This is a genomic window from Bartonella harrusi, from assembly GCF_024297065.1.
In the GTDB taxonomy this organism is placed as follows: Bacteria; Pseudomonadota; Alphaproteobacteria; order Rhizobiales; family Rhizobiaceae; genus Bartonella; species Bartonella harrusi.
The window spans coordinates 1-26,750 of record NZ_CP101114.1 but is presented as its reverse complement, the minus strand read 5'-3'; the positions used below and the strand labels follow the sequence as shown (position 1 = coordinate 26,750).

Below are 26,750 nucleotides of genomic sequence, written 5' to 3'. Positions count from 1 at the left end.
ATTTTTACTATTCATTTGCAAAATAAAGGGATATGAAAGCAGGAAGGTAAAATTCGATAATGGCATTTTTAAAACAAAAATTGAAAACTTCCAAACGTTTCTTTACCAGATACATCATTCAACTTGGCTGAGTTCTTTTGTTAAGCGTACAGCTTCTTCTGCTTTTTGTCTTACAAAACGTCCGAGAAAAAGATAAACAACTGGTGTGACATAAAGCGTAAAAATAGTTGCTAAGCCCAAACCACCAACAATAACCCAACCTAAAGCAACACGTGCCTCTGCTCCAGCACCTTTGGCTAAAACCAAAGGAATACCCCCTAAAAGAGCACAAATCATCGTCATACAAACTGGACGCAGACGAATATTTGCCGCTTCTTCGATAGCTTCACGCACATTTCTTCCTTGATCACGTAACTGATCTGCAAACTCGACAATAAGAATACCATTTTTAGCCATAACCCCCACCAACAAAATTAAACCAATTTGACTGTAAATATTCAGACTCACTCCACTCAAAAGCATAGCAATGACCGCACAACCAATCCCTAGTGGTACAGTCGCCATGATAATAAATCCTGAAATAAAACTCTCAAATTGAGCAGCTAAGACCAATAAAATAATTACAAAGGCTATTCCAAAGACAATCACAAAATTGGAGGATGTTTCACCAAGGGTAGCGGCTTCCCCTAAAGGAACAATATAATTTTCCCCTGATAATAAAGGAGTAGCAATTTTTTGTACAGTCTGATAAGCGTCCCCTAAAACGACACCTGGAGCAAGATTTGCGCTTAAAATAACAGCACTCATGCGTTTTTCTCGTTTTAGTTGAGGTGCAATGGCCTTTTCCTGTAAATGTGCAATAACTGATAAAGGAACGTATTTATTGCTCTTGGTTTTTAAAAAAATATTTTCCAAATCGTGAGGATTGTTAAGTGGATTGTGACGCGAAGTTAGTTTTACATCATAAGAATGGTCATTGACATAAACGGAACCAATTTTTTTACCATCCAACATTGCTTGCAATTTATTGCCTAAATTGGTGATATCAATCCCTAAATCAGAGGCTTTTTCCCTGTTAATTTCAATAAAAAACTGTGGTTGTGTTTCATCAACAGTAAGCCGTGGGCGAATAAAATGCGGATCAGCTTGCAAAGCACTCACAAGCTTATTAGCTATCGGCTGTAATTTGGTATAGTCATTGCCAAGAATTGCAAATTGTAAACCTTGTCCCGTTCCTCTAACGCCTAAAGAATTTCCCTGCACAGCAAACACAAAAACGGCTGGAAACTGTCTCACCTTTGCATTAACATCCTCTACAATCTCTTGTTGAGAGCGCACGCGCTTATCCCAAGAAGAAAGCAACAAAACCAAAAAAGCTGTATTTGATGAACCACCAATGCCGGCAATAGAATAACTATTCGCAATCTCTCCAGAATCACGTAATGGCTGTAAACGCGTTTCAATCTGCTTCACTTGCTCATTTAAATATTGTGTTGAAATACCTTGTGGTCCAGTAATAACCAAAAAGATCAACGCTCTATCTTCTGCTGGCGTCAACTCCTGTTGTAATTTTGTATAGCCTCCAAGACAAAGACCTGCAAAAATCAACGAAGCCAAAATAACAGCCCAAGGTCTTTGCAAACACTTATGCAAACTATAAGCATATCCTTTGCTAAAAAAAGAACCTAACTTATGCAAAAAAGTAAGATAATGCGCCCCTTCCCTCTCGCTTTCCACATGTCCTTTGAGAAAACGCGAAGCCAACATAGGGCAAAGTGTTAAAGCAACAATAGAAGAAAGAAGAATAGAAATTGCCAATACAAAACCAAATTCTCTAAATAGTCCTCCCACTTGCCCAGGAAGAAAAGAAATAGGCACAAAAACAGCAACTAAAGTCAATGTTGTTGCTACAACAGCAAAAAAAACTTCTCGTGTTCCTAGAACCGCTGCTGCTCTAGGACCTAAGCCCATATTACGCCTCCGAACAATATTCTCAAGAACCACAATCGCGTCATCCACCACAAGCCCTGTTGCCAAAACAAGACCTAAAAATGTGAGAATATTTAACGAAAATCCAACAAGGTAGATAGCAGCAATTGTACCAATTAAAGCGACAGGAATAGATAATGCGGGGATGAGCGTTACACGCATATCTCTTAAAAAAAGAAAAATAACCAAAATAACGCTGAGAATAGCAATAACCAATGCTACCTCAACCTCATGAAGTGCACTTTTAATAAAAACTGCATCATCACTAATGATATCCATATGAACAGAAGAAGGAACAATACTTTTGAGGTGACTAACAACTTCTCGAACTCCTTGAGAAATATTAAGGGTGTTGGATTGTGCTTTACGCACAATTCCCAACCCGATTCCTGTCTTTCCATTGACACGAAGAATAACCGTTTCCACATCGGGTGATAAAGTAACATGCGCAACATCACCAAGATGCACATTCGGTTTTAAAACAACTTCCTCAAAAGATTCTGGTGTTGTTAAACGCGCAGTAGCACGTACAATTAAAGTTTGCTTAGAATTGCGTAATGACCCTACTGGTACATCCGTTGTCATATCCGCAAGAACACGTGAAATATCCGCTACAGTTAATCCATAGCTGGCAAGCTTTGCTTGATCGACATCAATTTGAAAAATCTTCGTGCGTGCACTATCAACCTGCACGTCACCAACACCATCAACAGCAGAAAGCGCATTAACAATTTGATCGTTTACAACTTCTGTTAAATCATCAATACTCATCGTTGGTGAAGTGACAACTAAATACATCATTGCAGCAGCATTCGAGTCTGCTTTAATAATCAAAGGGGTATCGGCGTTTTTGGGTAAAGAATAAGCAATACGAGAAAGGGCATCGCGAATATCAGATGCTGCAACATTCAAATCAATACCGACATTAAAATTAATCTCTACACGGGAACGACCAAAAGAAGAACTTGAAGAAATTGTTTTAACACCTGAAACACGAGAAACAGCATCTTCGATATTTTTTGTAACTTCACGATCAATTGTTTCTGCTGATGCACCAGAAAAAATCGTCATAATTGTTAGCACAGGAATATCAACATCTGGCAATTCGCGGACATCAACGTTCAACCAAGCAGAAAACCCCGCAATCATGATCATGGCATTTACAACAAAGGTAAAAACCGGCCTGCGAATAAATAAGGCAATGAAACCGCCTTGCTCTACCTGTGTCATAGGTTGCTTCGTGCTCAATTCCTGACTCATTGTACATCCTGCCCATGAAGCACTGATAATTGCTGTTGATGGGACTTTAAATCATCAAAAGTAACCCTACTCCCCGGATGAAGCATCTGTACTCCCTGAATAACAACTTGATCACCATTCTTTAAAGGCGCTTTCACAAACACCTGATCTGCTTTATGCTGAATAATGGATACTGGAATCGCTTCTACTGTTCCTTCTCTCACACACCAAACAAATGACCCTTTACTGTTCCACTGAACCGCAAGAGGGTTAACGACAGGAAAAGCACCACCGTAGAATTGAAAGGCAACAGAAAAAGACATGCCTGAAAGGAGCGTATCTTTTTCATTCTTGATTTCAACCTGAACATGAAGTGTGCGGCTTTCTGGATCAATGACATTATCAATTGCATAAATATGACCAACAAACGTTTTATCGGGCTGTGCCGTTAATGTTGCTTTTACTTCATCTCCTTTATGAATATGCGATGTATACCGTTCAGGAACCCATATATCGACTAAAATACGTTCTCTGTTTTCAATACGGCCTATTATCGTGTTAGAAGTAACAGCATTCCCTCTATCAACAAGCCAAATACCAACAACGCCGCTGATTGGTGCGCGAATTGTTCGCCGATCAAGTGCTAAAGTCGCATCGCGCAAAACCAAATTTGCGTTATCCAACTCCAAGCGTGCCGTAATTTCTTGAACTTCTGTTGCTGTCTTGCTGGAGCGTAATTTAAGAATACGCGAAAATGTTAATGCACTATTATCACGTTGAACTTTTGCTTTTTCAACTGTTATTTCCTCTTTTTTAGAATCAAGTTTCGCAATTGCATCACCCTCTTGTACTTTTGTACCAGCTGGTACAAAAAACTTATCAATAACGCCTGATGACCAAGGGGTTAACTCTACCGCAGCGAATGCTTTTCCACTTCCAAGTGCATTCAACTGTTCATAAAAACCTTGAACTTTTACAAGATCAACAACAACCTTTGTTGGTGGCCTTCCCATTGATGCTTTTAAAGTTTTATTCGATGTAGTTGTTGTTTTATCCACTATAGGAATGGGGTGTTTTGAACTCTGTTTTCCTACCCAATAAGTAACCATCAAAACGACAATGAAAAACGCCAGTGGAAAAATCTTTTTTGACAACTCCATACATCTACCCTTACTGTATCATTATAATGCGTAAATTTGTCCAAAACAGTTTTCAACAGTCACATTCGAGTTTGAAAATAAAAACCGAATTGCAGGCAGTGTAACTTGCTCCCCACCGCGAAAAACATATCTTACCCGCATCTGATTATCTTGTGTAACTTAAAGCGTCAAGTTAACTATCATCCATATTGAATGATCCTATTTACAGAACAAAAAGAATCCTACACAAAACCATCTGAAATCAGAAAGATACTACAACCTTTTTTAAAGTGTATAAAAACATAAAGACAAAATTTCTATTTTCACCAAGTTTCACTTGCAATTCCTTAAGGAAACGATTAGGAAACCCCTTATCTTAATGATAAATTATGCACCCGTAGCTCAGCTGGATAGAGCACCAGACTACGAATCTGGGGGTCAGGAGTTCGAATCTCTTCGGGTGCGCCATATATCAGTTAAAGTAAATAGGCTCTCTAAAAGTTCAGGAATTTTGATTCTTTGAGCTTATTTTTTATCTATCCTGAACTTTTTTGTAGTTTTTTGATCATTTAGCCCCAATACAATTTTTTTGGAGTGTTATGATAATCGTTTCATGATTTAGGCGTTTTTCATCATTCTAATAAAAAGTTTTGAACGATTGATGGTGAAATATTATCTCGGCTTGTGTTTAATGATAATAACTGCGTGTCAAATAAGCATTCTTACTTTTCTAAATTGTCAGTGGTTCTTGAGGAAAGTGGTATAGCAAAATCTATACCATCTAGATTGTAAAAAACTTGAATGAATTAATTAACTCTATAAATTAAAATAGAGAATAAACTTACTTTATTTAAACGCGCATATTTCATAATATGAGTGAGCTTTTTTTCGTTTATTCAAATGAGCTGGCGAGTGTAAGCAAAATTTTGATGACTATTCTTAAGATAAAAAACAGCGGTTTTGATATGCTTTTTATTTGAAGAGAAAAACATAGGCTCATCGTATATAATGTCTTCAAGAACTGGGTTAACAGCTGGGTTATTGTGTATAATGGAGTCACGATCATCACATAAAACAGAACGCCACCCAGTTGCACATTCACAGGCTTGTTTTAAAGAGACATCTCTTAAAGAGCACCCAAGCCCATTTCACGACGCCGCCCGTGAATGATATGACGTAAAAGCCGTTGAGCATCACCATCTTTACGCTTATGAAGGTGCAAGCTGGCGCCATCATACTCTTTGCCAGCCCCCAATGTTGCAACAGCCCTTGGTATTGAGACGATTCATTAAAGGCATTTTTTCTCCTTTCTAAACAGTTTTCACCCCATACTCCAACCCCGCTTATGATGTGCAGAAACATAATTTCACTTGGTTCAACATAAGGGGATTTGAGATGAGATGAGATGAGATGAGATGAGATGAGATGAGATGAGATGAGATGAGATGAGATGAGATGAGATGAGATGAGATGAGATGAGATGAGATGAGATGAGATGAGATGAGATGAGATGAGATGAGATGAGAAAATTTTACAATGTTTTGGATTATGATACAAGTGGGAAAACAATTATTAATCTTTATAAATCAATATCTTGTTTATAAATTTACTAACAGGACAACTCTCTAATACACTATGATGAAACTGTCGTGTTAAATATTTTCTTTCTAGCTCTTCATAAAGACCAGCAATAAACCGTAAATTATCAATTACATCAAAAAAAATTTTCACTTGTCCAAATTGGATCTACGATAGATACCTTTTTTTGAGACAATGATTGAAAAATCATAAAAAATCTTAGCGAGTCATTTGAAACAATTATATTTGTAATAACTGATTTTCGTTTTCTATATCAGTATTAAAAGGAATTGGCCAAGTTTCCTTAATTGTATGGATTGGTCGACTCTATTTAAGTTCTGCTAAAAATCATATAAATGAGCAAAAAAAGAGTCCATAGCTAAACTACCATATGTTTATTGGAATAAACTTTGCATTCACCAAAGTTTCTAAAACCCAGTTTTTTATAAATGCCAATTCCCTCATTAGAGGCTTGCATGCCAATAACGTGACATTTTAAATGCTCAATAGCAATTTTTGTCATGAATGTCCCAACCCCTCTTTTCTGAAAATCTGGATTGGTGACAATATCATAGACCCTACCAACTCCATCCACTTTAATACAAAAACATATTGCCACAGGATTATTATTTATATAACCAACGAACATACCTACATTAGAATCTTTTTTATAACAGCCACCTATTGTTTCATAAATATTATCGCCTTCTCATCAAAAGGCTCAAATATTGATGCCATAACATTTCCATAATCTCTAAAATCTTGAAGTGATTCAACTTCCTTAATTTTGAAATTATCCAGCATAAAAGGAATACGTGCGTCTATATCTTGAGCTAAAGCCGCCATTCTCACCTTTGTCTCAACATGCTAAGCCGATCGATAAGAGAACTTCATCGACGTTATAATGAGACGAACAAGGTCCAACCCACCAAACTAAAGGTAGTTTCTGTACATTAAAGGAATCAATTATGGACTTTGCTTGGTCTACAGGTATAGTTTCTTGTAAATTTTTAGTAGATATAGTAGATGTAATATTGAATATATCTGAAGAAAATGTTGAATTAACAGAAGACACCCCATTTGAAAAATCAACAACCTTCATTTTGGAACACAGTTTTGGTAAAAAACACACCTTTGAAAAAAAATTATTCTCTAATGATACGTCAATTTTTGATTTATTTAACATTTATTTTTTCTTATCATTGCTCATCATATTAAATTGATCTTTTAATACTGGGGCTGTAAAAAAAATTCGTCAGATCAAAAATAATACCAAATCCTTTTAAAGAAGCCTCTATAATCTGCAAGTCCGAAGAAATCCACCGCCCATAGTAAAAAATTATCTTCGAAGACAATATTGTTATTGTTTCTCCTCAATTTTTTGAACCTTATGAAAAGCCTCCTACCCATTAAAAATAGCAATAAATCAATTTGTGACGGAAAAACACAGATCAGAATCTCTCTTGATACGCAATTATATACTTCGTAGCGTTGCTAGATGGCACTGTACTTGCTTCTTCTGATTACGAATCAGAACTTCTCTCCAAGATATTGTTTAGATGCATCTGATATCTAAGGCGTACGTACTTACTCCTTTAAAGGGCAATCTTTGAAGATCTTTTTCACCTCTTAAAATGCAAAAAATATTTTCTTCTGAAAAATCTTTATTAGTTTAACAAAAACCTCTACCATAAAATGGTTAGAGCTCTAACATTCCTTCTTAGCAAAATATAGAAAATCTCAATAAAATAAACTGTTTAGAGAATCAAAAAACTCAACAGAGCACTCTCTCTTGCACAGTCTGTCAACTTTTATAATACCCTATCTTCCCCATCTATGCTATAGGTTCTCTCATCCGATTACAGTACAAATCTTCATGTCAACAAAACTTAAGTAAAGAACTTTTCCATGCCTAAAACAGATATTGAAATTGCTCGCGCTGCTCAGAAACAACATATTACAGAAATTGCACAAAAAATTGGTATCGCGCACGAAAATCTCATTCCTTATGGACATGACAAAGCTAAAATTTCTTCTACCTATATAAAATCACTCAATGAAAATCCGGATGGTAAACTTATTCTCGTCACGGCTATTAATCCAACGCCTGCTGGAGAGGGAAAAACAACAACAACTGTTGGGCTCAACGATGCCCTCAATCTCATCGGAAAAAAAACAATCGCTGCTTTGAGAGAACCGTCTCTAGGTCCCTGTTTTGGTATAAAAGGTGGTGCTGCTGGAGGCGGTTATGCTCAAATTGTACCGATGGATGATCTGAATTTACATTTTACTGGTGATTTCCATGCCATTACAGCTGCCCATAATCTTCTTGCCGCAATGATCGATAATCATATCTACTGGGGGAACACTCTGAATATTGATCCACGTCGCATTGTTTGGAAACGTGTTCTCGATATGAATGATCGCGCGTTGCGTGATATTGTTATTTCATTGGGTGGAATCACAAACGGTTTTCCACGTCAAACAGGTTTCGATATTACTGTTGCATCAGAAATTATGGCTGTTTTTTGTCTTGCTCAAAATTTGGAAGATCTTTCGCAAAGACTTAAAAAAATTATTGTCGCCTATCGTTATGATAAAACACCCGTGACAGCTGCTGATCTCAATGCAGCAGGTGCAATGACCGCTCTTCTTAAAGATGCCATGCAACCCAATCTCGTACAAACAATTGAAAATAACCCTGTTCTTGTTCACGGAGGGCCTTTTGCCAACATTGCTCATGGCTGTAATTCAGTTATAGCAACAAAAACTGCTTTAAAACTCGCAGATTATGTTGTCACAGAAGCAGGATTTGGAGCTGATCTTGGAGCAGAAAAATTCTTCAATATTAAATGTCGACAAGCCAATATTGTACCAGATTCTACAGTGATTGTTGCAACAATTCGCGCATTAAAAATGAATGGTGGTGTGGACAAAAATAATCTGTCACAAGAAAATATTCCTGCCCTACAAAAGGGAGCAGCTAATCTTTTACGGCATATCAAAAATATGGAACATTATGGCATTCCTTGTATTGTTGCCCTTAATCATTTTAATACCGATAGCGATGCTGAAATAAATACATTACAAAAAATAGTTGCGACAACTGGACATAAGGCTATTGTTTGCAAACATTGGGAAAAAGGGGGAAAAGGCGCTCTAGAACTCGCACAAGAACTCGTTACATTGATTGAAGAAAAAAATTCCCATTTCAAAGTTCTGTATCAAGATGATCTACCGTTTGTTGAGAAAATTAATTGCATTATCACAAAACTCTATGGTGGACGTAGCGCTATCATCCCTGCTCCTATTCTCAAACAGTTAGAATCCTGGGAAAAAGAAGGGTATGGCACATACCCTATTTGTATGGCAAAAACACCCTATTCCTTTTCTTCTGATCCCTCTCAATACGGTGCTCCTGTTGATTTTGAAATTCCTATACGAGAAGTCCGCCTCTTAGCAGGCGCTGGCTTTATTGTTGTCATTTGCGGAGATATCATGACCATGCCTGGTTTACCACATTTTCCTGCCGCTGAAAAAATTCATCTTGACAAAAATGATCAGATACAGGGACTTTCATAAGCATATATTTGTAAACTTAATCATGTATTATAAACAACATTTCCTAGTGAGAAGAATAGAATTTTAAAAAGCAATGTAGACAAGTACCTTATTTATGTGATATATGTTTTTCAGCGTATGTCCTTTTAAGAATGACTTTAAAAAGGGCTGGGTTTTTACCTATTATTTGTGACAATGAAACAAAGCAGGATAGATCGTGCAAGTACTCGTTCGTGATAACAATGTTGATCAAGCGCTGCGTGCGTTGAAGAAAAAAATGCAGCGTGAAGGCATTTTCCGAGAAATGAAGATGCGTGGGTATTATGAAAAACCATCTGAAAAGCGTGCTCGTGAAAAAGCTGAAGCTGTTCGTCGTACACGTAAGCTTGCTCGTAAACGTGCGCAAAGAGAAGGTTTGATCACTAACGGTCGGAATGCTTAAATAAAATAGTATGTTTTTGTTTAAACGTTCTTAAAATTGCATCTGCAATGGTATCTGTGTAACATCTCAGGAGTGTTCTGCTGGTGTGAGCGGTAATTTTTACTCTTCTTGTTGTTTTTTGTTTATTTTCTCAATAGAGATAGGTTAGAGATTCTTTTAGAAGCAATAGTTTTCTTGCAATAAGAATCTCACGAGCGCTTGTCTTTTTAAGTGATAAGATATAAGTGTTTTTTAAGATTGTTAAAGGTCGTTGGTGTTAGAATACATCGAGTGTGGAGCAATATTTCTCAATATCATTTTTCCTTACGAACAAATCTTGTAAGATTTGTTTATGGACATCAGATATGCAGCATCTTTTACATTTCTTGAACCTATTAGACTACGAAATATAAATTATTCTCATAGTATGTCATTGCTTTATAAAAAATAAACAATCTTCTTCCTTTCACTTGTTCAGTGAAGCGATAAAACTTGCGGCTTTTTTAAAATAACATATTGGTCTAAAATGATATTTTACTGTTTTGCAACTTCAATTAACCCATCGAATATCGTAAGCTTCTCTCATTTCAAATCATGTTGAATCAAAAAAAGCAATTCCTTTGTAGCTTCCAAGTTGAGTAGTGTATGGGCAAAAATTCTTAAAAAATAATGAAAATAACTCTTATAAACCGTCTAAATGCGAGAATTATCGCAACCTTGAGAGCTAGTAAATATAATGATATTCTGGCTTATTATGTCCCCCCTATTTTAAAGAATAAAGATTCCTAACCACCACGAGTCTAATTAATAGATTGATTTTTCTTAAAAATAAGTTTTTTCTGCTGATCACTTCTATAATTCATTTTATAGATTTTATGAGCAAGTTCTGTACAGAATCTTTCGTTGAATTTCATATTTCTCTATCTTGTTGGTACAAAAAACCGAAATTAGGCATAAACGGCCATTATATTTTTAATATACATAGATGGTATATTATATCACCATACTGTAGGACAATGTGCTCTGGTTTTGCCGCGATTATGAACCGAAATTTATACATACCCCCATAGCATAATTTCTTTGTTTAGCATATTATAGCATTTTTAATTCATCAAATCGTAGTACTACCCAAGCTATAAAGCTTCTACAAAACATTGACACCGAAAACCACCATCTTTACGATCTGTGGAATTATAAACTCGTTCATTACATTGGCTTGCTCTCAAGAAGTGTGTGTGTTTCAAACTTTCTTATAATAAGTTAATAAAACTATTAAAAAAAGAAATGAATATGTTTCTCATGTAATTATTTAATATAAGAGCAGTTCGCCATATTATGAGCGGATAAATAAAACGATAATACGCGTTTATACCTTATATAGCAGTCCCCAATTGATTTCGTATTGTAACATTCATAGATGTTGTAGTAAAATAAGTCTGTCAACAATGAGGAATAGCTTTGTGAAATACGTACGAAATGATAGCATAATAATATTGTTTGTTTCGTGAAGAAGATAACGTCGTTAAAGAATGTAAAAACGAAAAATGTGAGACAATATTTTTATCTATCATACAAAAGATAATACAGCTTACAAGATATTTAACCGTCAATAATCAATATTTAGCTCAAGCATACACCTCCATGAGCATTAGACGTTGATGTAAAGCTATCTTTCATAAAAAAATCTGCATTAAAAAAGTGCACGTTTTTATATTCCTTATCCCATAATTTTTGTAACAATTTCTTTGTTGTTTAGATCTCTTTAACCAGCCGTATGTCATAGCTTTAATCAATTCTCGATCTTATCTTTCGATTCCTAGATTACCAATATATAAAACGAAAAGATAAATAGGTTTAAGTGTGCAACATCTTCGTTTGTTTCGATCTTTAATGCTTGCATTATATGTTCTAATAGCAGGCGTTTTTGTATTCAATTCATCCCATTTTTTGCATGCCCAAACACTTAATCAAAATTTAGGGCCAAGTGGTTTACCACTTCCGCGGTTTGCTTCCATTAAACCTACCCGTGTTAATGTACGCATCGGGCCAGGGAGCAATTACTCTATCATGTTTACCTATAAAAAAAGGGTTTGCCGATTGAAATCATCCAAGAATATGATCAATGGCGAAAAATTCGTGATGCCGAAGGTGATGAGGGGTGGGTATATCAATCACTCTTATCAGGCAAACGAACCGCTATAACTGTTCCATGGCAAAAAGATAAAACGAAAAGACTCATGTTACGCAAAAATCCAGCAGACGACGCAGAACTTGTCGCAGAAGTAGAACCCAACGTCATTGTCAATATTCGCCAATGTGATGGACATTGGTGTGAACTGAGCATTAATAATATCCGCGGATGGCTTCATCAAGCCCAGTTATGGGGAATCTATCCTGATGAACAACTAAAAAATTGATGAATCTTCAAATCTAATACGTTTAAATCTCACTGCTTGTTGCACTTTCACTGTCATCATTAGGTTAATTTTTTGGTTTTAACCGAACAATCAGATCAACATGAGAAATTTCCATACCTTCAGGCGGTTGAGGCAAATTTGCAATGATCGGAGCCTCCTCCAAATTGCAAGGAATATCAAGAATACGGTTTTCGCCTTCTATATAAAAATGATAATGATCAGATGTATTGGTATCAAACCAAGTTTTTGAACCTTCTACAGCAATAATCCGTAATAACCCCGCCTCCGTAAATTGATGAAGCGTATTATAAACCGTTGCTAAAGACACAGGCACACCCAACGCTATTGCCTCTTCATAGAGCTCTTCAGCAGCAATATGGCGATTCCCTTGAGAAAAAATCATATTCGCAAGTTGCAATCGCTGGCGTGTTGGCCGTAAACCATTTTGACGCAAACATCTTTCTAGCATAAGCATAGAATAATAACCCACAACCTTCTCACAATCTTTTACAGACTGTTGCCCTTCATTCAAACTCACATTATCTGCGCTCACTGTCATGTTAAAACCACACTGTCTTTTCATTCAAAGAAGGTTAAAATACAAAAAATAGGAACAAGCTGGTATAATTTTTACTTCACTTTTTAAATAACCATCTACGCAGGATACATAAAAAAGGGCTTTTGTCATTAAAAATGATATAAAATCATTTCCCTCTCTTTAAAATTTGCTCTAAAAGTATATTGGGAAAAGCGCAGAAGTAAAAATATACGCAAATAAATGGAGTAATAATGACTGAACAAAAGTCTCGCTACACTTATGAAGAACTTCTAAGCTGCGCTCGCGGCGAAATGTTTGGTAAGGGTAATGCACAATTACCTGCACCACCTATGTTAATGATTCATCGAATCACTCAAATTAGTGAAACGGGTGGTGAATACAATAAAGGAATGGTTCGTGCCGAATTTGACGTTACTTCAGACCTATGGTTTTTTGACTGTCACTTTATAGGTGACCCAGTTATGCCAGGATGTCTCGGTTTAGATGGTATGTGGCAATTAACAGGTTTTTTTCTCGGTTGGTTAGGAGAACCAGGAAAAGGAAGAGCTATCTCAACAGGAGAAGTAAAATTATCAGGTATGGTAACCCCGCAAACTAAACTTCTTGAATATGGGATAGATTTTAAACGTATCCGACGTGGAAATCTGGTCTTAGGAATAGCAGATGGGTGGGTAAAAGCAGATGGAGAAGCCATCTATAAAGCAAGTGATTTACGTGTTGCTTTATTTAAAGAAGACTGAAACTATTTCCATTAGAAGAGACATAAACAAGGAGGTATGAATGCGTCGAGTTGTTGTAACTGGAATGGGAATTGTCTCCGCAATTGGAAATAACCCTAAAGCTGTTTTAACCAGTTTGTATGAAGCAAAATCTGGAATTTCTTACGCACCACAATATGCCGAATTAGGCTTTCGTAGCAGAGTTTATGGAAAACCTGATATTAATATAGAAGAATTGGTTGATCGGCGTGCTTTGCGTTTTCATGGACGTGGTACAGCTTGGAATCATATCGCCATGGATCAGGCAATCATTGATGCGGGTTTAGAACTTCATGAAGTTTCCGGTGAACGCACAGGTATTATTATGGGTTCTGGAGGACCTTCAACTCAATCTATCGTCGCAGCCGCTGATATTACGCGCCAAAAAGGTCCAAAGCGTATTGGTCCCTTTGTTGTACCTAAAGCAATGAGTTCGACAGCATCCGCAACACTCGCAACTTTTTTTAAAATTAAAGGTGTGAACTATTCAATCTCTTCAGCGTGTGCTACTTCCAATCATTGTATTGGCAATGCTTACGAATTAATACAATATGGCAAGCAAGATCGTATCTTTGCTGGTGGTTGCGAAGATCTAGACTGGACGTTATCTGTTTTATTCGATGCTATGGGTGCCATGTCCAGCAAATATAATGACACACCCCAAAAAGCTTCACGTGCCTATGATATCAATCGTGATGGATTTGTTATTGCTGGTGGAGCGGGTGTTTTGGTTCTTGAGGAATTAGAACTTGCTAAAGCACGCGGTGCAAAAATCTATGGAGAAATTGTTGGATATGGCGCGACATCCGATGGACATGATATGGTGGCTCCCTCTGGCGAAGGAGCAGAACGATGCATGCGCATGGCCCTTGCAACGGTAAATAATAAAATTGATTATATCAACCCCCATGCAACAGCAACACCTGTTGGTGATCCTCCCGAAATAGAAGCAATCCGCCGTGTCTTTGGAGAAGGTGATCAATGTCCTCCAATTTCTGCTACAAAATCTTTGACTGGTCATTCTTTGGGAGCTGCTGGTGTTCAAGAAGCAATCTATACACTGTTAATGATGAATCATAATTTTATTTGTGAGAGTGCCCATATTGAAGAGCTGGATCCAGCTTTTAGCAATATGCCGATTGTTCGTAAACGTCGTGATCACCAACAACTTAATACTGTATTATCAAATACATTTGGCTTTGGTGGTACCAATGCAACGCTCGTTTTCCAACGCTATGTGTAACATAAGAGTTTTTAGCGAATTGAAAAAAGGCATAGTTTTATGGAGAATAATATGAAAAGTTTGATGGAGGGCAAACGTGGCCTTATTATGGGGGTTGCAAATGACCATTCAATTGCTTGGGGGATTGCCTGTCAACTCGCACAAGCCGGTGCTGAATTGGCATTTACCTATCAAGGTGAGGCTTTTGGAAAACGCGTTCAACCACTAGCAAAAAAACTCGGTTGCAAATTGTTGCTTGAATGCGACGTTGAAAAAATTGAAAATGTTGATTATGTCTTTGAACATCTTGAAAAAGAATGGGGAACTCTTGATTTCATTGTTCACGCCATTGGTTTTTCAGATAAAAATCAACTAAAAGGGCGTTACGTTGATGTCACAACGCGCGAAAATTTTAAACGCACAATGGTTATTTCAGCTTATTCCTTTACCGAAATTGCCCAACGTGCCGGTAAACTAATGCCCAATGGAGGTGCACTTTTAACGCTCACTTATGGTGCTTCACAGCAGGTTGTTCCTAATTATAATATTATGGGCGTTGCTAAAGCGGCTTTAGAAGCTATGGTACGCTATTTAGCGGCGGATTTTGGCCCTCAGAATATTCGCGTCAATGCAATTTCAGCGGGACCTGTGAGAACATTAGCGGGGAATGGTATCGCATCTGCACGTGCAATCTTCTCCTATCAACGCCGTAATGCACCATTGCGCCGTACCGTGAACATTCAAGAAATTGGAAAATCTGCTCTTTACCTACTTTCTGATTTATCATCAGGCGTTACTGGTGAAATTCATTACGTTGATTCAGGTTATAACATTATGTCTATGCCAACACTTGAAGAACTGAAACAAAGTGAAGAAACGCAAGGAGAATGACTATTAACATTGTTAAAAGTGTAAAAACTCATCATGTATATGACGTTTTAAAAGTATATTGCATGCTTTTTCTAACATAAACGCTATAAATAATGAGAGATTCTTTGTTTTTAGAATATACGACTAAGATAACAGCTCATACTATACAAAAAACGACCTCATGCACATATAATCCGTTAAGATGATTGGTTTGTTAATGATCAATACAATTCATTATTAAGTTTTTTTGTAATTGCATTATCTTGTCTATTTGAATCATTAAAAATATACTGTACCATCACTCTCATTTTTAAACGTCCGGCTGAGTAATGCATTGGCTGCTTCAACTACGCTTTTATCACAAAAGAGAACTTGATAAATTTGCTCTGTAATTGGCATTTCCACTCCGATACGTTGTGCTAATGTATGGACTTCCTTCGTATTTAAATAACCTTCAACAACTTGACCAACCTGTTTTTTTGCTGCTTCTCTCTTTATTCCTTTTCCAAGCAGCATTCCAAAACGACGATTACGCGACTGATTATCCGTACATGTTAAAACGAGATCCCCTAACCCTGTCATACCCATAAATGTGGAAAGTTCAGCACCCATAGCAACACCTAAACGACTAATTTCAGCTAATCCTCGTGTGACAAGAGCGATACGAGCATTTGCTCCAAATCCCATACCATCTGACATACCTGCACCAATAGCAATGACATTTTTGACTGCTCCACCTAATTGAACACCGATCATATCTGAATTTTTATAAACTCTAAAATTTTTGCTACAATGGAAAAGTTGCTGTAGTTCTTCACTAAATTCAGCATCAGAGGCTGCTACCGTAATCGCCGTAGGCAAGCCAATAGCAAGTTCTCTAGCAAAAGTTGGTCCAGAAAAGACGGCTAAAGGAATTTTATCACCCAAAACATCACAAGCAACTTCTTGCAAAAGACGCCCTGTACCATGTTCTAAGCCTTTGGTTGCCCAAATAATACGTGAATTCTGATCCAAATAGGGGTGGATATTACACAATACTTGACGAAATACATGACTTGGAACAACAATCAATATATTGCGACTTGCCATTATTGCTGTCTCAAGCGAAGCTTCAAGCAATAGATTTTCAGGAAATTGAATATCGGGTAAAAATGCCCGATTACAACGGTATTTCTGCAATTCTTCGATATGTTGAGGATTATATCCCCAAAGTAAAACACGACGACCGTTACGGGCAAGAGCTATAGCCAAAGCAGTGCCAAAAGAACCGGCACCAATCACTGTCGTTGAAACTGCTTTCATTAAATTTTCTGCTTATTTTCTCAATCTTCAGTTCTCATTGTACACTATTGCTGTAAAGATACTAAAATGAAATATTTTTAATATAAATTCACTGAACTTGAAAACTCTATTCCTTCACGGCTTCGTCTCATAAAACCTGAGATCTTTTAAAGTTCCTCATATTTTTTCCGTACTGAATTGTATAAATGTCGTTCTTGTCTATTCTATTCTATAAATAGATATTTGTATCAAACAAGAATTAAGGCAGCACCATATTATCTATGAAATTGCTCATTGCAAAATAAAAGTACATTCAAAATTATAATATCCCCCTAAACAATTGTTCCACTAATACTTCGTATCAACATCTTATCTAACTTCCTATAAGCATTTTTTGTTGCCATTTATAAAAAGGGCCAATGTTTTCGTATTGGCCCCACAAATTCTTTATTCTTTGTCACCACCTTACAGGAGTTTACATATTTTGTTCTTTCTCCATAGGCATCTCCACACCTGGTGTCTGTTCTACAGGTGTTTGTCCCAAAGGCATTTCCATACTCGGCGTCTGCTCTACAGGTGTTTGTTCCAAAGGCATTTCCATACTCGGCGTCTGCTCTACAGGTGTTTGTCCCACAGGCATTTCCACACTCGGCGTCTGTTCTACAGGTGTTTGTCCCAAAGGCATTTCCATACTCGGCGTCTGCTCTACAGGTGTTTGTCCCAAAGGCATTTCCACACCTGGTGCGTGTTCTACAGGCGTTTGCCCCACAGGCATTTCCACACTCGGCGTCTGCTCTACAGGTGTTTGTCCCAAAGGCATTTCCACACCTGGTGCGTGTTCTACAGGCGTTTGCCCCACAGGCATTTCCACACCTGGTGCCTGCTCTATAGGTGCCTGCTGTTCCATAGGTGTTTTCGTATCTGGTAATTGCTCTGGCACTGTTACAGAATTACTTAATATTTCCGGCTCAATAACACGTCCTGAACCACCCATCATATTATAATTCAAATGAGAAATAGCCCACCACGTGCCCCCAATAATAATAAAAACGCAGATAACGGCAAACCATAAAGCACTTAAATTCCATTTGGCATCCGGACCAGAGTTCAAGTGCAAAAAGAAAACAATTTGCACGATAATCTGAATAATTGCCATCCCAATAAGATAGACGACCTTTGTGCTAATTGCCCAACTTTCCATCATTCCATACATCACAGGAATAAAAGAACCCATCGTGAAAAATACAGCTAAAATGAAACCGATTAAATAGGAACCAGTACTGGGACCATGTGTTTCGTTATGCACACTCATTACAATGCTCCTAATAGATAAACCATAGTGAAAACACCAACCCATACGATATCAAGCAAATGCCAAAAAATTGAAAGGCATGTCAAACGCGTCTTATTGTCCTCATCCAAGCCATTCCGATGAAGATGAAAAAACATCACGATCATCCAGAGGAGACCAACACTCACATGAAGACCATGGGTACCAACCAAAGCAAAAAACGCTGACCAATAAGCAGACAAAACTTCTTTTCCAAAAAGCTGTAAACCTGTTGTAGGATCAATACCAGCATAAGCACCAGGATCGTAATAAAAGACCTCACCTAAAAGCTCATGAAACTCGTAAATTTCCATTCCAATAAAGCAGCTCCCAAGAACAAAGGTAAAAGCCATCCAGAAACGCACACTACTGAGATTACGTTTATGGACTTGCACCATGGCAAATCCATAAGTAATTGATGACAGTAATAAAATGGCAGTTTCAACCAAAACAAACTTTAAATCAATAAACTCATTGCCTGCTTTTCCTCCCCCATAAGAAGCAGAAAAAACAGCAAAAGTTGAAAAAAGTGTCGAAAATAGGATCAAATCTGAAAGAATATAGACCCAAAAACCAAATGTCATTACTGAACTACTATCGTGATGATGCCCATCAATGTGCATATTATTCATTGCCATTGTACTCATACTGTTGCTCCTTGTTCTTTAAGAACAGCTGTAAAAGCATCTTCTGTTTTTTGAACTTCTTCAGCTGGAATATAATAACCATGATGATCACCCGTTAAAGAGTGACACACAATCGTTGCAATAAAACCAATTAATCCAAGAGCAACGAGCCACCAAATATGCCAAACAAGCGCAAAACTAACAACTAACGAAAAGAATCCGGCAATAATCCCTGCTGCTGTATTTGAAGGCATATGAATTCTTGAAAACCCATTTATTGGACGTTTATAACCATTCTTCTTCATATTCCAATAAGCATCGTCAGTTTGCACTTCTGGAATTATTGCAAAATTGTAAGAAGGAGGTGGCGAAGAGATAGACCACTCAAGTGTTCGTCCATCACCCCAAGAATCATTGAGCGTTACTGGTAAGTGCCCCTTATGCTTAATACCGTACCAAATTGCTAAAACAACTTGCAATACAAAGCAAAGAATACCAAGCAAAATAATAAAGGCACCCAATGCGGCAATGATAAACATTGGTTGCCAACTCGGTTCCATATAATGTTGAAGACGACGCGTTGCTCCCATGAGCCCAAGCGCATACACTGGAAAAAATGCAAGATAAAAACCAATGAACCAACACCAAAAAGATGCAATACCTAATACGCGATTCGGTTTATAACCAAAAACCTTTGGAAACCAAAAAGCAATCCCAGCTAAATATGCAAAAACAACACCACCAATAATTGTATGGTGAAAATGCGCTACCAAAAAGAGCGAATTATGAAACTGCCAATCAGCAGGCACAATAGAGAGCAAAACACCCGTTAATCCACCACCAACAAACGTAAAGATCATTCCCATACACCAAAGCATTGGAGGCTCAAAACGAATCCGGCCTTTGTACATTGTCAGCAACCAATTAAAAACTTTAACACCTGTTGGAACCGCGATGATCATCGTTGCAATACCAAAGAAGGTATTGACAGCCTCACCTCCACCCATTGTAAAGAAATGATGTCCCCAAACCAAAAGGGAAAGAATCAAAATAACCAACATTGCCCATACCATTGAAGTATAACCAAAGAGGCGCTTTGAAGAAAAAGTCGAGACAACCTCAGAAACAATCCCAAAAGCAGGCACAACCAAAACATAAACTTCAGGATGACCAAAAATCCAAACATAGTTAATCCATACCATCGGATTTCCACCACCAACATTGGTAAAAAAATTCATACCTAAATAACGATCACATGCCAAAAGCGCAAAAGCGATAGCCAAAACAGGATAAATCACTAGAATAAGGACATTGCTAACAAAAGCGCTCCAACAAAAAACAGGCATTTTCATCAATGTCATCCCAGGAGCACGCATTTTAATAAGGGTTGCAACAAAATTGATTGACCCCATCGTCGTCGCAATACCAGAAAGCTGAAGTGACCATAAATAATAATCGACCCCTGTATCTGGACTTCCTTGCAATTCGGTAAAAGGTGGATACATCAACCAACCACCACGACCAAAATTACCAACACCTAGGGATATGTTAATCAATATTGCTCCCGCAGCAGTAATCCAAAACCCTAAATTATTCGCAAAGGGAAAGGCAACATCACGCGCGCCAATTTGAAGTGGTATCAGATAATTGAAAAGACCAAATAAAATAGGCGTAGCCATGAAGAAAATCATAATAGTGCCATGAGCCGAAAAAATCTGATCAAAATGATCAGGTGGTAAATACCCCGCCGTTTCGCTCCCAAGCGCCATAGCCTGATGTGTTCGCATCATAATCGCATCAGCAAAACCACGAACAAGCATGATAATACCAAGAACAATATACATAATACCAATGCGTTTATGGTCAACTGTTGTAATCCAATTTCGCCATAAAACTCCCCACCATCGAAGGACTGTTAAAGCAATAACAGCAGCTAAACCACCTAAAACAATCGCAATACATGTGTATAAAACGATCGGCTCATGTGCAAGTGCATGAAAAGCACCTGCCGTAGGATCTGTAAGTCTTCCAAACATTTCTCAACCCATATCAAATGAATTTCAGTTAAAAGAAATCTGCTTTTAAAAGATTTCTTTCTCGATTGATGTTCTAAAGAACATCAGGATCAAAAACAGAACAAAGTGCACCCCAAAGCGTCTGAGCCGCAGCACGCTTCATTAAGTTCTCATTACATACCGTATTTTCATCAACACATCGATTTACAATCCGGTAATAAAGCCGCTCTTCAACGGGTGCAAAATAACGTACCTCAGCATCTTTTTCCTTCGCAGCAATATCACCCATACGAGGCGCAATAGAAAGCTGACGATAAGATGCACGATCAAGAGCTTGTCCATGAGATCGAGCTTTAGCAATCCAATTATCAAAATCTTGCTGAGACACAGAATGCCATTTAAAGCGCATCTGTGCAAAACCATCACCACTGTAATTTGCCGAAGATCCTTCGAATATTCCGTACTCATCCGCTACCAAATGCAACTTAGAATTCATCTGCGGCATAGCGTAAAGAACCGTTCCTAGCCTCGCTACCCAAAAGGCATTCACAGAATTCTCTGATGTCAACTGCAACAAAACTTGACGATCTTTAGGTGCATAAATTTCATTGATCGATGCAATACCATATTGAGGATAAAAAAAGACCCATTTCCAATCAGTAGCCACCACATCTATTTGTAACGGTTTTCCTTCACCAACAACCTCTATTGGAAGAGGATTCTCTGGTTCAAGTTGGTAGGTGTAATAAGCTGTCAACGCACCTAAAACCATTACAATAACAATTGGAATACCCCACATGAATGCTTCAATCTTATTTGAATGCCCCCACTCAGGTAAATATTCTGCCGCAGTGTTCGAGGCACGGTACTTAATGGCAAAAAACACCACACTCACCATAACTGGAATCACAACACAAAGCATAACAGCAACACAAATAACAATTAAAATAAGCTGTTGCCGTGCAACATACCCTGCTGGATGAAGAACATCAAACTTACAGCCAGATAAAAGCAACACCACCCCTAAAATTACGAACATCTTTATATGTTTAACAAAGTTTCTCATTCCACCTGCCCCATCCATACATGATAGAAGTTATCATCCAAAAATGACAAAATTTTAATATTATGCTTACCTATTTAGAAAGAATTATCAAGTCAATTCAAATCCCCACATCAATATTATACAACATTATACAACTTTTGACCCTTTTATGCCAATTTAATCCTTTTAGCAACATATTCAAGCGCAAGCCAATATCCATCACTCCCACAACCAGCAATGATCGCATCCACACCTGTCGACGTATAAGAATGATGGCGAAAAACTTCACGCTGATAAATGTGAGACAAATGAACTTCTACTTTTATCCCTGTAAACATTTTTAAGGCATCAAGAATTGCAACAGATGTGTGGCTATAAGCAGCTGGATTGATGATCAATCCAGCACTCTCGCCAATAGCCGCCTGTATCCATTCTACCAATTGGCCTTCAAAATTACTTTGATGAAAATGAATGATTATACCAGCCCTTGTTGCCCATTCCTTGCAAAATTTTTCGATCTCTTCTAGAGTCTCAGTTCCATAAATTTCCGCCTCTCGTTGACCCAGAAAATTTAAATTAGGGCCATTTAAAATCGTTATAATTGCAGACATAATAAACCCCTTCTGTATAACTATTGCTTTATAAAAAATTTAGCATGTTTTTTATCGCAATAAAGCTCCATCCCTAATCTCAAAAAACTCCGCTCGTCCTTTTAAGGAATCAAATAAAACGCGATCCGTTCCTGTCATAAATGTTTGTCCACCTAAATCATCAAGAATATCAAATAAAGCCGTACGCCGATGAAGATCAAGATGTGCAACCATTTCATCAAGAAGAAGGATAGGAGCTCTCTCTGACATCATGCCTGTTAAACGCGCATGACACAAAACCAAACCTATCAAAAGCGCCTTCTGCTCACCTGTTGAACAAGATGTTGCCACCACGTTTTTATCAGCATAAAAAACCTGTAAATCTGTGCGATGCGGTCCTTCTAATGTCCGACCAGCAGCGCGATCTATTGCACGGTTATGTCGTAACCGATTACAAAATTGCTCTTCAACTTCAACCGCTGACTGTGTCCTCAAAGCTGTTTCTAAAAAACCATCAATTTGTAAAAAAGCACGTGGAAAAGGTATCTGTGATGGTGTTTGTGCAAACATGTCATTTAAAAGACGTATAACATCGATACGCGCCGCTGCAATAGCTGTCGCCAACTCCGCCATTTGCTTTTCTAAAGAATCAAACCAAACATCATCTTCATTTCCATCTAAAAATAAACGATTACGTGCGCGCATAACTTTATCATAATCTACTATGCGGCGACTATGCAAAGGATCAATAGCTAAAACCATACGATCCAAAAAACGACGGCGTTCAACTGAAGGTCCTGTAAAAAGACTATCCATAGAAGGCGTTAGAATACTCATATGACAATAATCTGTTAGGCAATCACCTGTCTCATTTACACCATTAATATGAACTTTTCGGCTGTTACCACCAACTTCAAAAGCTGTACCAATATTCACTTCATCATAAAGGGCACATTTAAGACGCGCAAAAACAACAAACCCTCCACCACCACCATCTTTAAGGCTAATATCAGAATAAGCCGCACGCCGTAAACCACGACCAGGAGAAAGAAAAGATAACGCTTCTAAAAGATTTGTCTTACCAGCACCATTATAGCCCGTAAAAACCACATGCTGACCTGAAAAATGAAGATTAAAAGAAGGATAATTGCGGTAACGTACAAGCTTTAGCTGTCTCACTGCCACTTTGTGCACATGACAAGCTATGTCTTGCAAAATAATCGCCCCTAAACGCGAATGGGCATCAGCACATAAAGCGCATCTGCATTATCACGAATCAGCGCTGGAGCTACAGAATCGGACAACATAAAAACCATTTCATCATTCGAAAGTTGTCCCGCAATGTCCAAAAGATAACGTGAATTAAAACCTATCTCAAGCGGATCAGATGAATAAGTTACGGATAATTGATCTTCCGCACGCCCTGAATCGGGATTATTAACGACAAGCTTCAATTGCCCCTGTTCAATCGTTAACTTTACCGCACGACCACGATCACTTGAAACTGTTGAAACACGATCAACCGCAGAAGAAAAATCCTGCCTATTGACAACCAACTTCTTATCATTCCCAAGAGGAATAACACGCTGATAATCTGGAAATGTTCCATCAATCAACTTCGATATCAAAACCACAGAACCTACAGAAAAACGAATCTTTGTCTCTGAGAGTTCGACACATACATCACCATCCATTTCTTCTGAAAGAAGCTTTTGCAACTCTCCTACAGTTTTACGAGGAATAATGACACCTAGCATACCATCAACACCTGAGGGTGCCTCCATATCAACTTGTGCCAAACGATGGCCATCGGTTGCAACCAAACGCAGCTTCAAAACACCATCATTAATAACATGAAAATAAATACCATTAAGATAATAACGGGTCTCTTCCGTAGAAATAGCGAATTGCGTACAATCAAGTAAATGTTTCAATCCTGATGCCGGTAAAGAAAAGCGATAACCAAACTGCCCTGGAAGCGACTCTGGAAAATCGACTTTCGGAAGACACTGAAGCTGAAAGTGCGCACAACCGGAAACAACAGACATCGTATTTGCTTGATTCTCATCAACTGATAATGTAATTTCACTCCTATCAGCAAATTTTCGAACGATATCATACAACAAATGTGCTGGAACAGTTATTGCACCAGTTTGTTTAACATTGACTTTAAAAGATTCCGTAATTTCTAAATCAAGATCTGTTGCTTTTAATTGTACACTATCATTGTCTGCATCAATCAATACATTCGATAGAATAGGAACAGTATTACGACGTTCTACCACACGGTGAACACGTCCTAGAGATTTAAGGAATTGACTGCGATCAACTGTAATACGCATAAAATCTCCGTTACAAATTACCAAAACTACATAAACTCTTTCAGTTTAAAAAACCTATTTCTTTAAGAATCATCTACTGAATTCTCTTCAACCTCTTTTACGACGGCAAGTGCCCCCTGTACAAGAAAAAAATAGTTTTTGTTATTAACTTCTCTATGATACTTCTTTAAAGAGAAGCAAAACCATTACGCTGTCTGCTCTCCAATCAACCGCTTAAGCAATTCAAGCTCTTTGGCCAATGTTTGATCACCACAAAGCAAATCTTCAATTTTTCGTACAGCGTGTAAAACCGTTGTATGATCACGTCCACCAAAACGACGGCCAATTTCTGGTAATGAACGGGGTGTCAACATCTTGGCTAAATACATTGCAACTTGTCGCGGCTTCACAACTGTACGTGTCCGACGGTTAGACAACAAATCCTGCTTAGAAACATTATAATGACGCGCAACTGTGCGTTGAATTTCTTCAATGCGAATGCGCTTAGGCTCGCCGGAACGTGTCAAATGACCTAACAATTCATCGATCCGTTCTAAAGATAAATCAGATTCAAAAGACTGACGGAACAATAACTGATTAAATGCTCCTTCAATATCACGTCCTGATCCTAAAACTGTTCTCGCAATATAATCCAGAATATCATCAGAAATTGAAACCATACTATCATCTCGTTGCACCAACTTTAACCGTTGACGTAACATTTTCAAACGCATTTCATAATCTGGTGATTCAATTTCAAGGGCGACTCCTCCCTGAAGACGAGATCGAACCCGAAGATCTAGCGATTCTAATTCTGCTGGTGGACGATCCGCAGCCACAACAACTTGCTTGGCACTATCTAGCAACATATTAAGCAAATGACAAAATTCATGCTGTATCGACTTTCCTTGCAAAAATTGCATATCATCAATAATGAGAAGATCAATATCACGAAGCTGTTCTTTAAAAGAAAGAGCGTCATTATCACGAATAGCCGTCGCAAAACGCCACATGAAATATTCAGCAGTCAAATAAATAACCCGCGCAGACATTAAACGCTGCAACGCTGCAGCCGCAATCGCTTGGAGTAAATGCGTCTTTCCTAAGCCAACAGATGCATGAATAAAAAGAGGATTAAACCTTAAAGCACTTTTGTGTCCTTCTGCAATCGAACGTGCAGCAGCCAAAGCGACACGATTAGAAGAACCCTCCACAAAACTCTCAAAAGTATAACGAGAATCAAGTGGTGAACCCAAAACACCTGTTTGAACACTCTTTACTGAATGCTCTGGGTAAGTCTCAACAAAAGATGGTGCCACCTGCTCTTCTAAAACGACAGGAGCGACATTTGTCTTACAAACGATACCTCTTGAAACACGCTTCATACCACGAACGATAACTTCAACACGAAGAATCGCTGAATTCTCTTGCTTCCATAAATTGGTCAAAAGAGAGCCATAATGATTATTAATCCATGACCGCAAAAACGCTGTAGGGACAGAAAGCTTTACAAGATTACGGCTATATTCCGCAAGCTTTACACGCCCAAACCAACTCGTATAAGCCTCAATACCAACCTGTGCTTTTAATTGCGCCATCACACGCGTAAAAGCCGCTGTGCCTTCCTCCTCTGATACAACAGGATAATTAACAGGAGCATTATTGCTCACTGCCCTACCACTATCCGTCATATGACTCTTTATTACTTTTTCTGCCGACAGGATATTCACCGCAACCCTTTTAAAGGAACTAGCTTTAGAGTTCAACTTATCCACCATCTTTCATCCTG

General features: G+C 38.0%; 20 protein-coding genes, 1 tRNA gene and 2 pseudogenes. 8 read left to right on the top strand and 15 right to left on the bottom strand.

Annotated elements, in window-relative coordinates; all coding sequences use genetic code 11:
- Window positions 1–114 precede the first annotated feature (114 nt).
- Complete coding sequence (locus tag NMK50_RS00285; protein ID WP_254770424.1) at window positions 115–3,249, bottom strand: efflux RND transporter permease subunit; 3,135 nt, start codon at window positions 3,247–3,249, stop codon at window positions 115–117.
- Entirely contained in the window at window positions 3,246–4,388 is a 1,143-nt protein-coding gene (locus NMK50_RS00280) for an efflux RND transporter periplasmic adaptor subunit (RefSeq protein WP_254770423.1), read from the bottom strand. The genes NMK50_RS00285 and NMK50_RS00280 overlap by 4 nt, the downstream gene beginning before the upstream one ends.
- Before the next feature lie 370 nt (window positions 4,389–4,758).
- Here NMK50_RS00280 and NMK50_RS00275 point away from each other — a divergent pair.
- Window positions 4,759–4,835, top strand: a tRNA-Arg gene (locus NMK50_RS00275).
- A gap of 577 nt (window positions 4,836–5,412) precedes the next feature.
- On the opposite strand, the pseudogene NMK50_RS00270 reads toward NMK50_RS00275, so the two are convergent.
- The 3 genes and pseudogenes from NMK50_RS00270 to NMK50_RS00260 all read right to left on the bottom strand — a co-directional run.
- Window positions 5,413–5,665: pseudogene (locus NMK50_RS00270) on the bottom strand (integrase); the annotation flags it as partial.
- Between the two features lie 659 nt (window positions 5,666–6,324).
- Window positions 6,325–6,630, bottom strand: a complete 306-nt coding sequence (locus NMK50_RS00265) for a GNAT family N-acetyltransferase (RefSeq protein ID WP_256481586.1) — start codon at window positions 6,628–6,630, stop codon at window positions 6,325–6,327.
- The gene (locus tag NMK50_RS00260) at window positions 6,627–6,791 is read right to left on the bottom strand and encodes a hypothetical protein (RefSeq protein WP_254770421.1); all 165 of its coding nucleotides are present in this window, start codon (window positions 6,789–6,791) and stop codon (window positions 6,627–6,629) included. Before NMK50_RS00260 ends, NMK50_RS00265 begins: the two co-directional genes overlap by 4 nt.
- A 122-nt stretch (window positions 6,792–6,913) precedes the next feature.
- Here NMK50_RS00260 and NMK50_RS00255 point away from each other — a divergent pair, with 122 nt between their 5' ends.
- The 4 genes and pseudogenes from NMK50_RS00255 to NMK50_RS00240 all read left to right on the top strand — a co-directional run bounded on the left by NMK50_RS00255 (window position 6,914) and on the right by NMK50_RS00240 (window position 12,344).
- Window positions 6,914–7,168, top strand: a complete 255-nt coding sequence (locus tag NMK50_RS00255; RefSeq protein WP_254770420.1) for a hypothetical protein — start codon at window positions 6,914–6,916, stop codon at window positions 7,166–7,168.
- Between the two features lie 685 nt (window positions 7,169–7,853).
- Window positions 7,854–9,527 carry a formate--tetrahydrofolate ligase gene (locus NMK50_RS00250; protein ID WP_254770419.1) on the top strand — a complete coding sequence of 558 codons (1,674 nt, stop codon included), beginning with the start codon at window positions 7,854–7,856 and terminating at the stop codon, window positions 9,525–9,527.
- A 196-nt stretch (window positions 9,528–9,723) separates the two neighbouring features.
- Window positions 9,724–9,948, top strand: coding sequence for a 30S ribosomal protein S21 (gene rpsU, locus NMK50_RS00245; RefSeq protein WP_254770418.1), 225 nt, complete (start codon window positions 9,724–9,726; stop codon window positions 9,946–9,948).
- Window positions 9,949–11,817: 1,869 nt separating this feature from the next.
- Window positions 11,818–12,344 (top strand): annotated as a pseudogene (locus tag NMK50_RS00240) (SH3 domain-containing protein).
- A 64-nt stretch (window positions 12,345–12,408) separates the two neighbouring features.
- Here the strand turns inward: NMK50_RS00240 and irrA are convergent.
- On the bottom strand, window positions 12,409–12,903 hold the full coding sequence (irrA, locus tag NMK50_RS00235) for an iron response transcriptional regulator IrrA (protein ID WP_309486017.1): 495 nt from the start codon (window positions 12,901–12,903) through the stop codon (window positions 12,409–12,411).
- A 230-nt stretch (window positions 12,904–13,133) separates the two neighbouring features.
- Between irrA and fabA the strand changes: the two genes are divergently transcribed.
- Genes fabA through fabI form a run of 3 tightly spaced genes read left to right on the top strand, consistent with a single transcriptional unit; the run spans window position 13,134 to window position 15,774 of the window.
- Window positions 13,134–13,643, top strand: coding sequence for a 3-hydroxyacyl-[acyl-carrier-protein] dehydratase FabA (gene fabA, locus NMK50_RS00230; protein ID WP_254770417.1), 510 nt, complete (start codon window positions 13,134–13,136; stop codon window positions 13,641–13,643).
- Between the two features lie 40 nt (window positions 13,644–13,683).
- Window positions 13,684–14,904 carry a beta-ketoacyl-ACP synthase I gene (gene fabB / locus NMK50_RS00225; protein ID WP_254770416.1) on the top strand — a complete coding sequence of 407 codons (1,221 nt, stop codon included), beginning with the start codon at window positions 13,684–13,686 and terminating at the stop codon, window positions 14,902–14,904.
- A gap of 51 nt (window positions 14,905–14,955) precedes the next feature.
- Window positions 14,956–15,774 carry an enoyl-ACP reductase FabI gene (gene fabI, locus NMK50_RS00220; RefSeq protein ID WP_254770415.1) on the top strand — a complete coding sequence of 273 codons (819 nt, stop codon included), beginning with the start codon at window positions 14,956–14,958 and terminating at the stop codon, window positions 15,772–15,774.
- A gap of 258 nt (window positions 15,775–16,032) precedes the next feature.
- On the opposite strand, the gene gpsA is transcribed toward fabI, so the two are convergent.
- The 9 genes from gpsA to dnaA all read right to left on the bottom strand — a co-directional run bounded on the left by gpsA (window position 16,033) and on the right by dnaA (window position 26,739).
- The gene (gene gpsA / locus NMK50_RS00215) at window positions 16,033–17,055 is read right to left on the bottom strand and encodes an NAD(P)H-dependent glycerol-3-phosphate dehydrogenase (RefSeq protein WP_254770414.1); all 1,023 of its coding nucleotides are present in this window, start codon (window positions 17,053–17,055) and stop codon (window positions 16,033–16,035) included.
- A 454-nt stretch (window positions 17,056–17,509) separates the two neighbouring features.
- Window positions 17,510–18,346 carry a cytochrome o ubiquinol oxidase subunit IV gene (gene cyoD / locus NMK50_RS00210; RefSeq protein WP_254770413.1) on the bottom strand — a complete coding sequence of 279 codons (837 nt, stop codon included), beginning with the start codon at window positions 18,344–18,346 and terminating at the stop codon, window positions 17,510–17,512.
- Window positions 18,346–19,011: a cytochrome (ubi)quinol oxidase subunit III gene (locus NMK50_RS00205; RefSeq protein ID WP_254770412.1), complete on the bottom strand. Its 666-nt coding sequence runs from the start codon at window positions 19,009–19,011 to the stop codon at window positions 18,346–18,348. Before NMK50_RS00205 ends, cyoD begins: the two co-directional genes overlap by 1 nt.
- Window positions 19,008–21,026 carry a cytochrome o ubiquinol oxidase subunit I gene (gene cyoB / locus NMK50_RS00200; protein ID WP_254770411.1) on the bottom strand — a complete coding sequence of 673 codons (2,019 nt, stop codon included), beginning with the start codon at window positions 21,024–21,026 and terminating at the stop codon, window positions 19,008–19,010. The genes NMK50_RS00205 and cyoB overlap by 4 nt, the downstream gene beginning before the upstream one ends.
- 73 nt (window positions 21,027–21,099) lie before the next feature.
- On the bottom strand, window positions 21,100–22,071 hold the full coding sequence (gene cyoA, locus NMK50_RS00195) for a ubiquinol oxidase subunit II (RefSeq protein ID WP_254770410.1): 972 nt from the start codon (window positions 22,069–22,071) through the stop codon (window positions 21,100–21,102).
- A gap of 146 nt (window positions 22,072–22,217) precedes the next feature.
- The gene (locus NMK50_RS00190) at window positions 22,218–22,661 is read right to left on the bottom strand and encodes a type II 3-dehydroquinate dehydratase (RefSeq protein ID WP_254770409.1); all 444 of its coding nucleotides are present in this window, start codon (window positions 22,659–22,661) and stop codon (window positions 22,218–22,220) included.
- A 51-nt stretch (window positions 22,662–22,712) separates the two neighbouring features.
- The gene (recF, locus tag NMK50_RS00185; RefSeq protein WP_254771245.1) at window positions 22,713–23,846 is read right to left on the bottom strand and encodes a DNA replication/repair protein RecF; all 1,134 of its coding nucleotides are present in this window, start codon (window positions 23,844–23,846) and stop codon (window positions 22,713–22,715) included.
- A 20-nt stretch (window positions 23,847–23,866) separates the two neighbouring features.
- Window positions 23,867–24,982, bottom strand: coding sequence for a DNA polymerase III subunit beta (gene dnaN, locus NMK50_RS00180; RefSeq protein WP_254770408.1), 1,116 nt, complete (start codon window positions 24,980–24,982; stop codon window positions 23,867–23,869).
- A gap of 185 nt (window positions 24,983–25,167) precedes the next feature.
- Window positions 25,168–26,739, bottom strand: a complete 1,572-nt coding sequence (gene dnaA, locus NMK50_RS00175) for a chromosomal replication initiator protein DnaA (RefSeq protein ID WP_254770407.1) — start codon at window positions 26,737–26,739, stop codon at window positions 25,168–25,170.
- Window positions 26,740–26,750: the final 11 nt, after the last annotated feature.

What these genes read in the sequence shown, in the direction of transcription:
- NMK50_RS00285 (WP_254770424.1), bottom strand. Translation starts at nt 3,249, where the DNA reads ATGAGTCAGGAATTGAGCACGAAGCAACCTATGACACAGGTAGAGCAA.
- NMK50_RS00280 (WP_254770423.1), bottom strand. Translation starts at nt 4,388, where the DNA reads ATGGAGTTGTCAAAAAAGATTTTTCCACTGGCGTTTTTCATTGTCGTT.
- NMK50_RS00260 (WP_254770421.1), bottom strand. Translation starts at nt 6,791, where the DNA reads ATGGCGGCTTTAGCTCAAGATATAGACGCACGTATTCCTTTTATGCTG.
- NMK50_RS00255 (WP_254770420.1), top strand. Translation starts at nt 6,914, where the DNA reads ATGGACTTTGCTTGGTCTACAGGTATAGTTTCTTGTAAATTTTTAGTA.
- NMK50_RS00250 (WP_254770419.1), top strand. Translation starts at nt 7,854, where the DNA reads ATGCCTAAAACAGATATTGAAATTGCTCGCGCTGCTCAGAAACAACAT.
- irrA (WP_309486017.1), bottom strand. Translation starts at nt 12,903, where the DNA reads ATGACAGTGAGCGCAGATAATGTGAGTTTGAATGAAGGGCAACAGTCT.
- fabA (WP_254770417.1), top strand. Translation starts at nt 13,134, where the DNA reads ATGACTGAACAAAAGTCTCGCTACACTTATGAAGAACTTCTAAGCTGC.
- fabB (WP_254770416.1), top strand. Translation starts at nt 13,684, where the DNA reads ATGCGTCGAGTTGTTGTAACTGGAATGGGAATTGTCTCCGCAATTGGA.
- fabI (WP_254770415.1), top strand. Translation starts at nt 14,956, where the DNA reads ATGAAAAGTTTGATGGAGGGCAAACGTGGCCTTATTATGGGGGTTGCA.
- gpsA (WP_254770414.1), bottom strand. Translation starts at nt 17,055, where the DNA reads ATGAAAGCAGTTTCAACGACAGTGATTGGTGCCGGTTCTTTTGGCACT.
- cyoD (WP_254770413.1), bottom strand. Translation starts at nt 18,346, where the DNA reads ATGAGTGTGCATAACGAAACACATGGTCCCAGTACTGGTTCCTATTTA.
- NMK50_RS00205 (WP_254770412.1), bottom strand. Translation starts at nt 19,011, where the DNA reads ATGAGTACAATGGCAATGAATAATATGCACATTGATGGGCATCATCAC.
- cyoB (WP_254770411.1), bottom strand. Translation starts at nt 21,026, where the DNA reads ATGTTTGGAAGACTTACAGATCCTACGGCAGGTGCTTTTCATGCACTT.
- cyoA (WP_254770410.1), bottom strand. Translation starts at nt 22,071, where the DNA reads ATGAGAAACTTTGTTAAACATATAAAGATGTTCGTAATTTTAGGGGTG.
- NMK50_RS00190 (WP_254770409.1), bottom strand. Translation starts at nt 22,661, where the DNA reads ATGTCTGCAATTATAACGATTTTAAATGGCCCTAATTTAAATTTTCTG.
- dnaN (WP_254770408.1), bottom strand. Translation starts at nt 24,982, where the DNA reads ATGCGTATTACAGTTGATCGCAGTCAATTCCTTAAATCTCTAGGACGT.
- dnaA (WP_254770407.1), bottom strand. Translation starts at nt 26,739, where the DNA reads ATGGTGGATAAGTTGAACTCTAAAGCTAGTTCCTTTAAAAGGGTTGCG.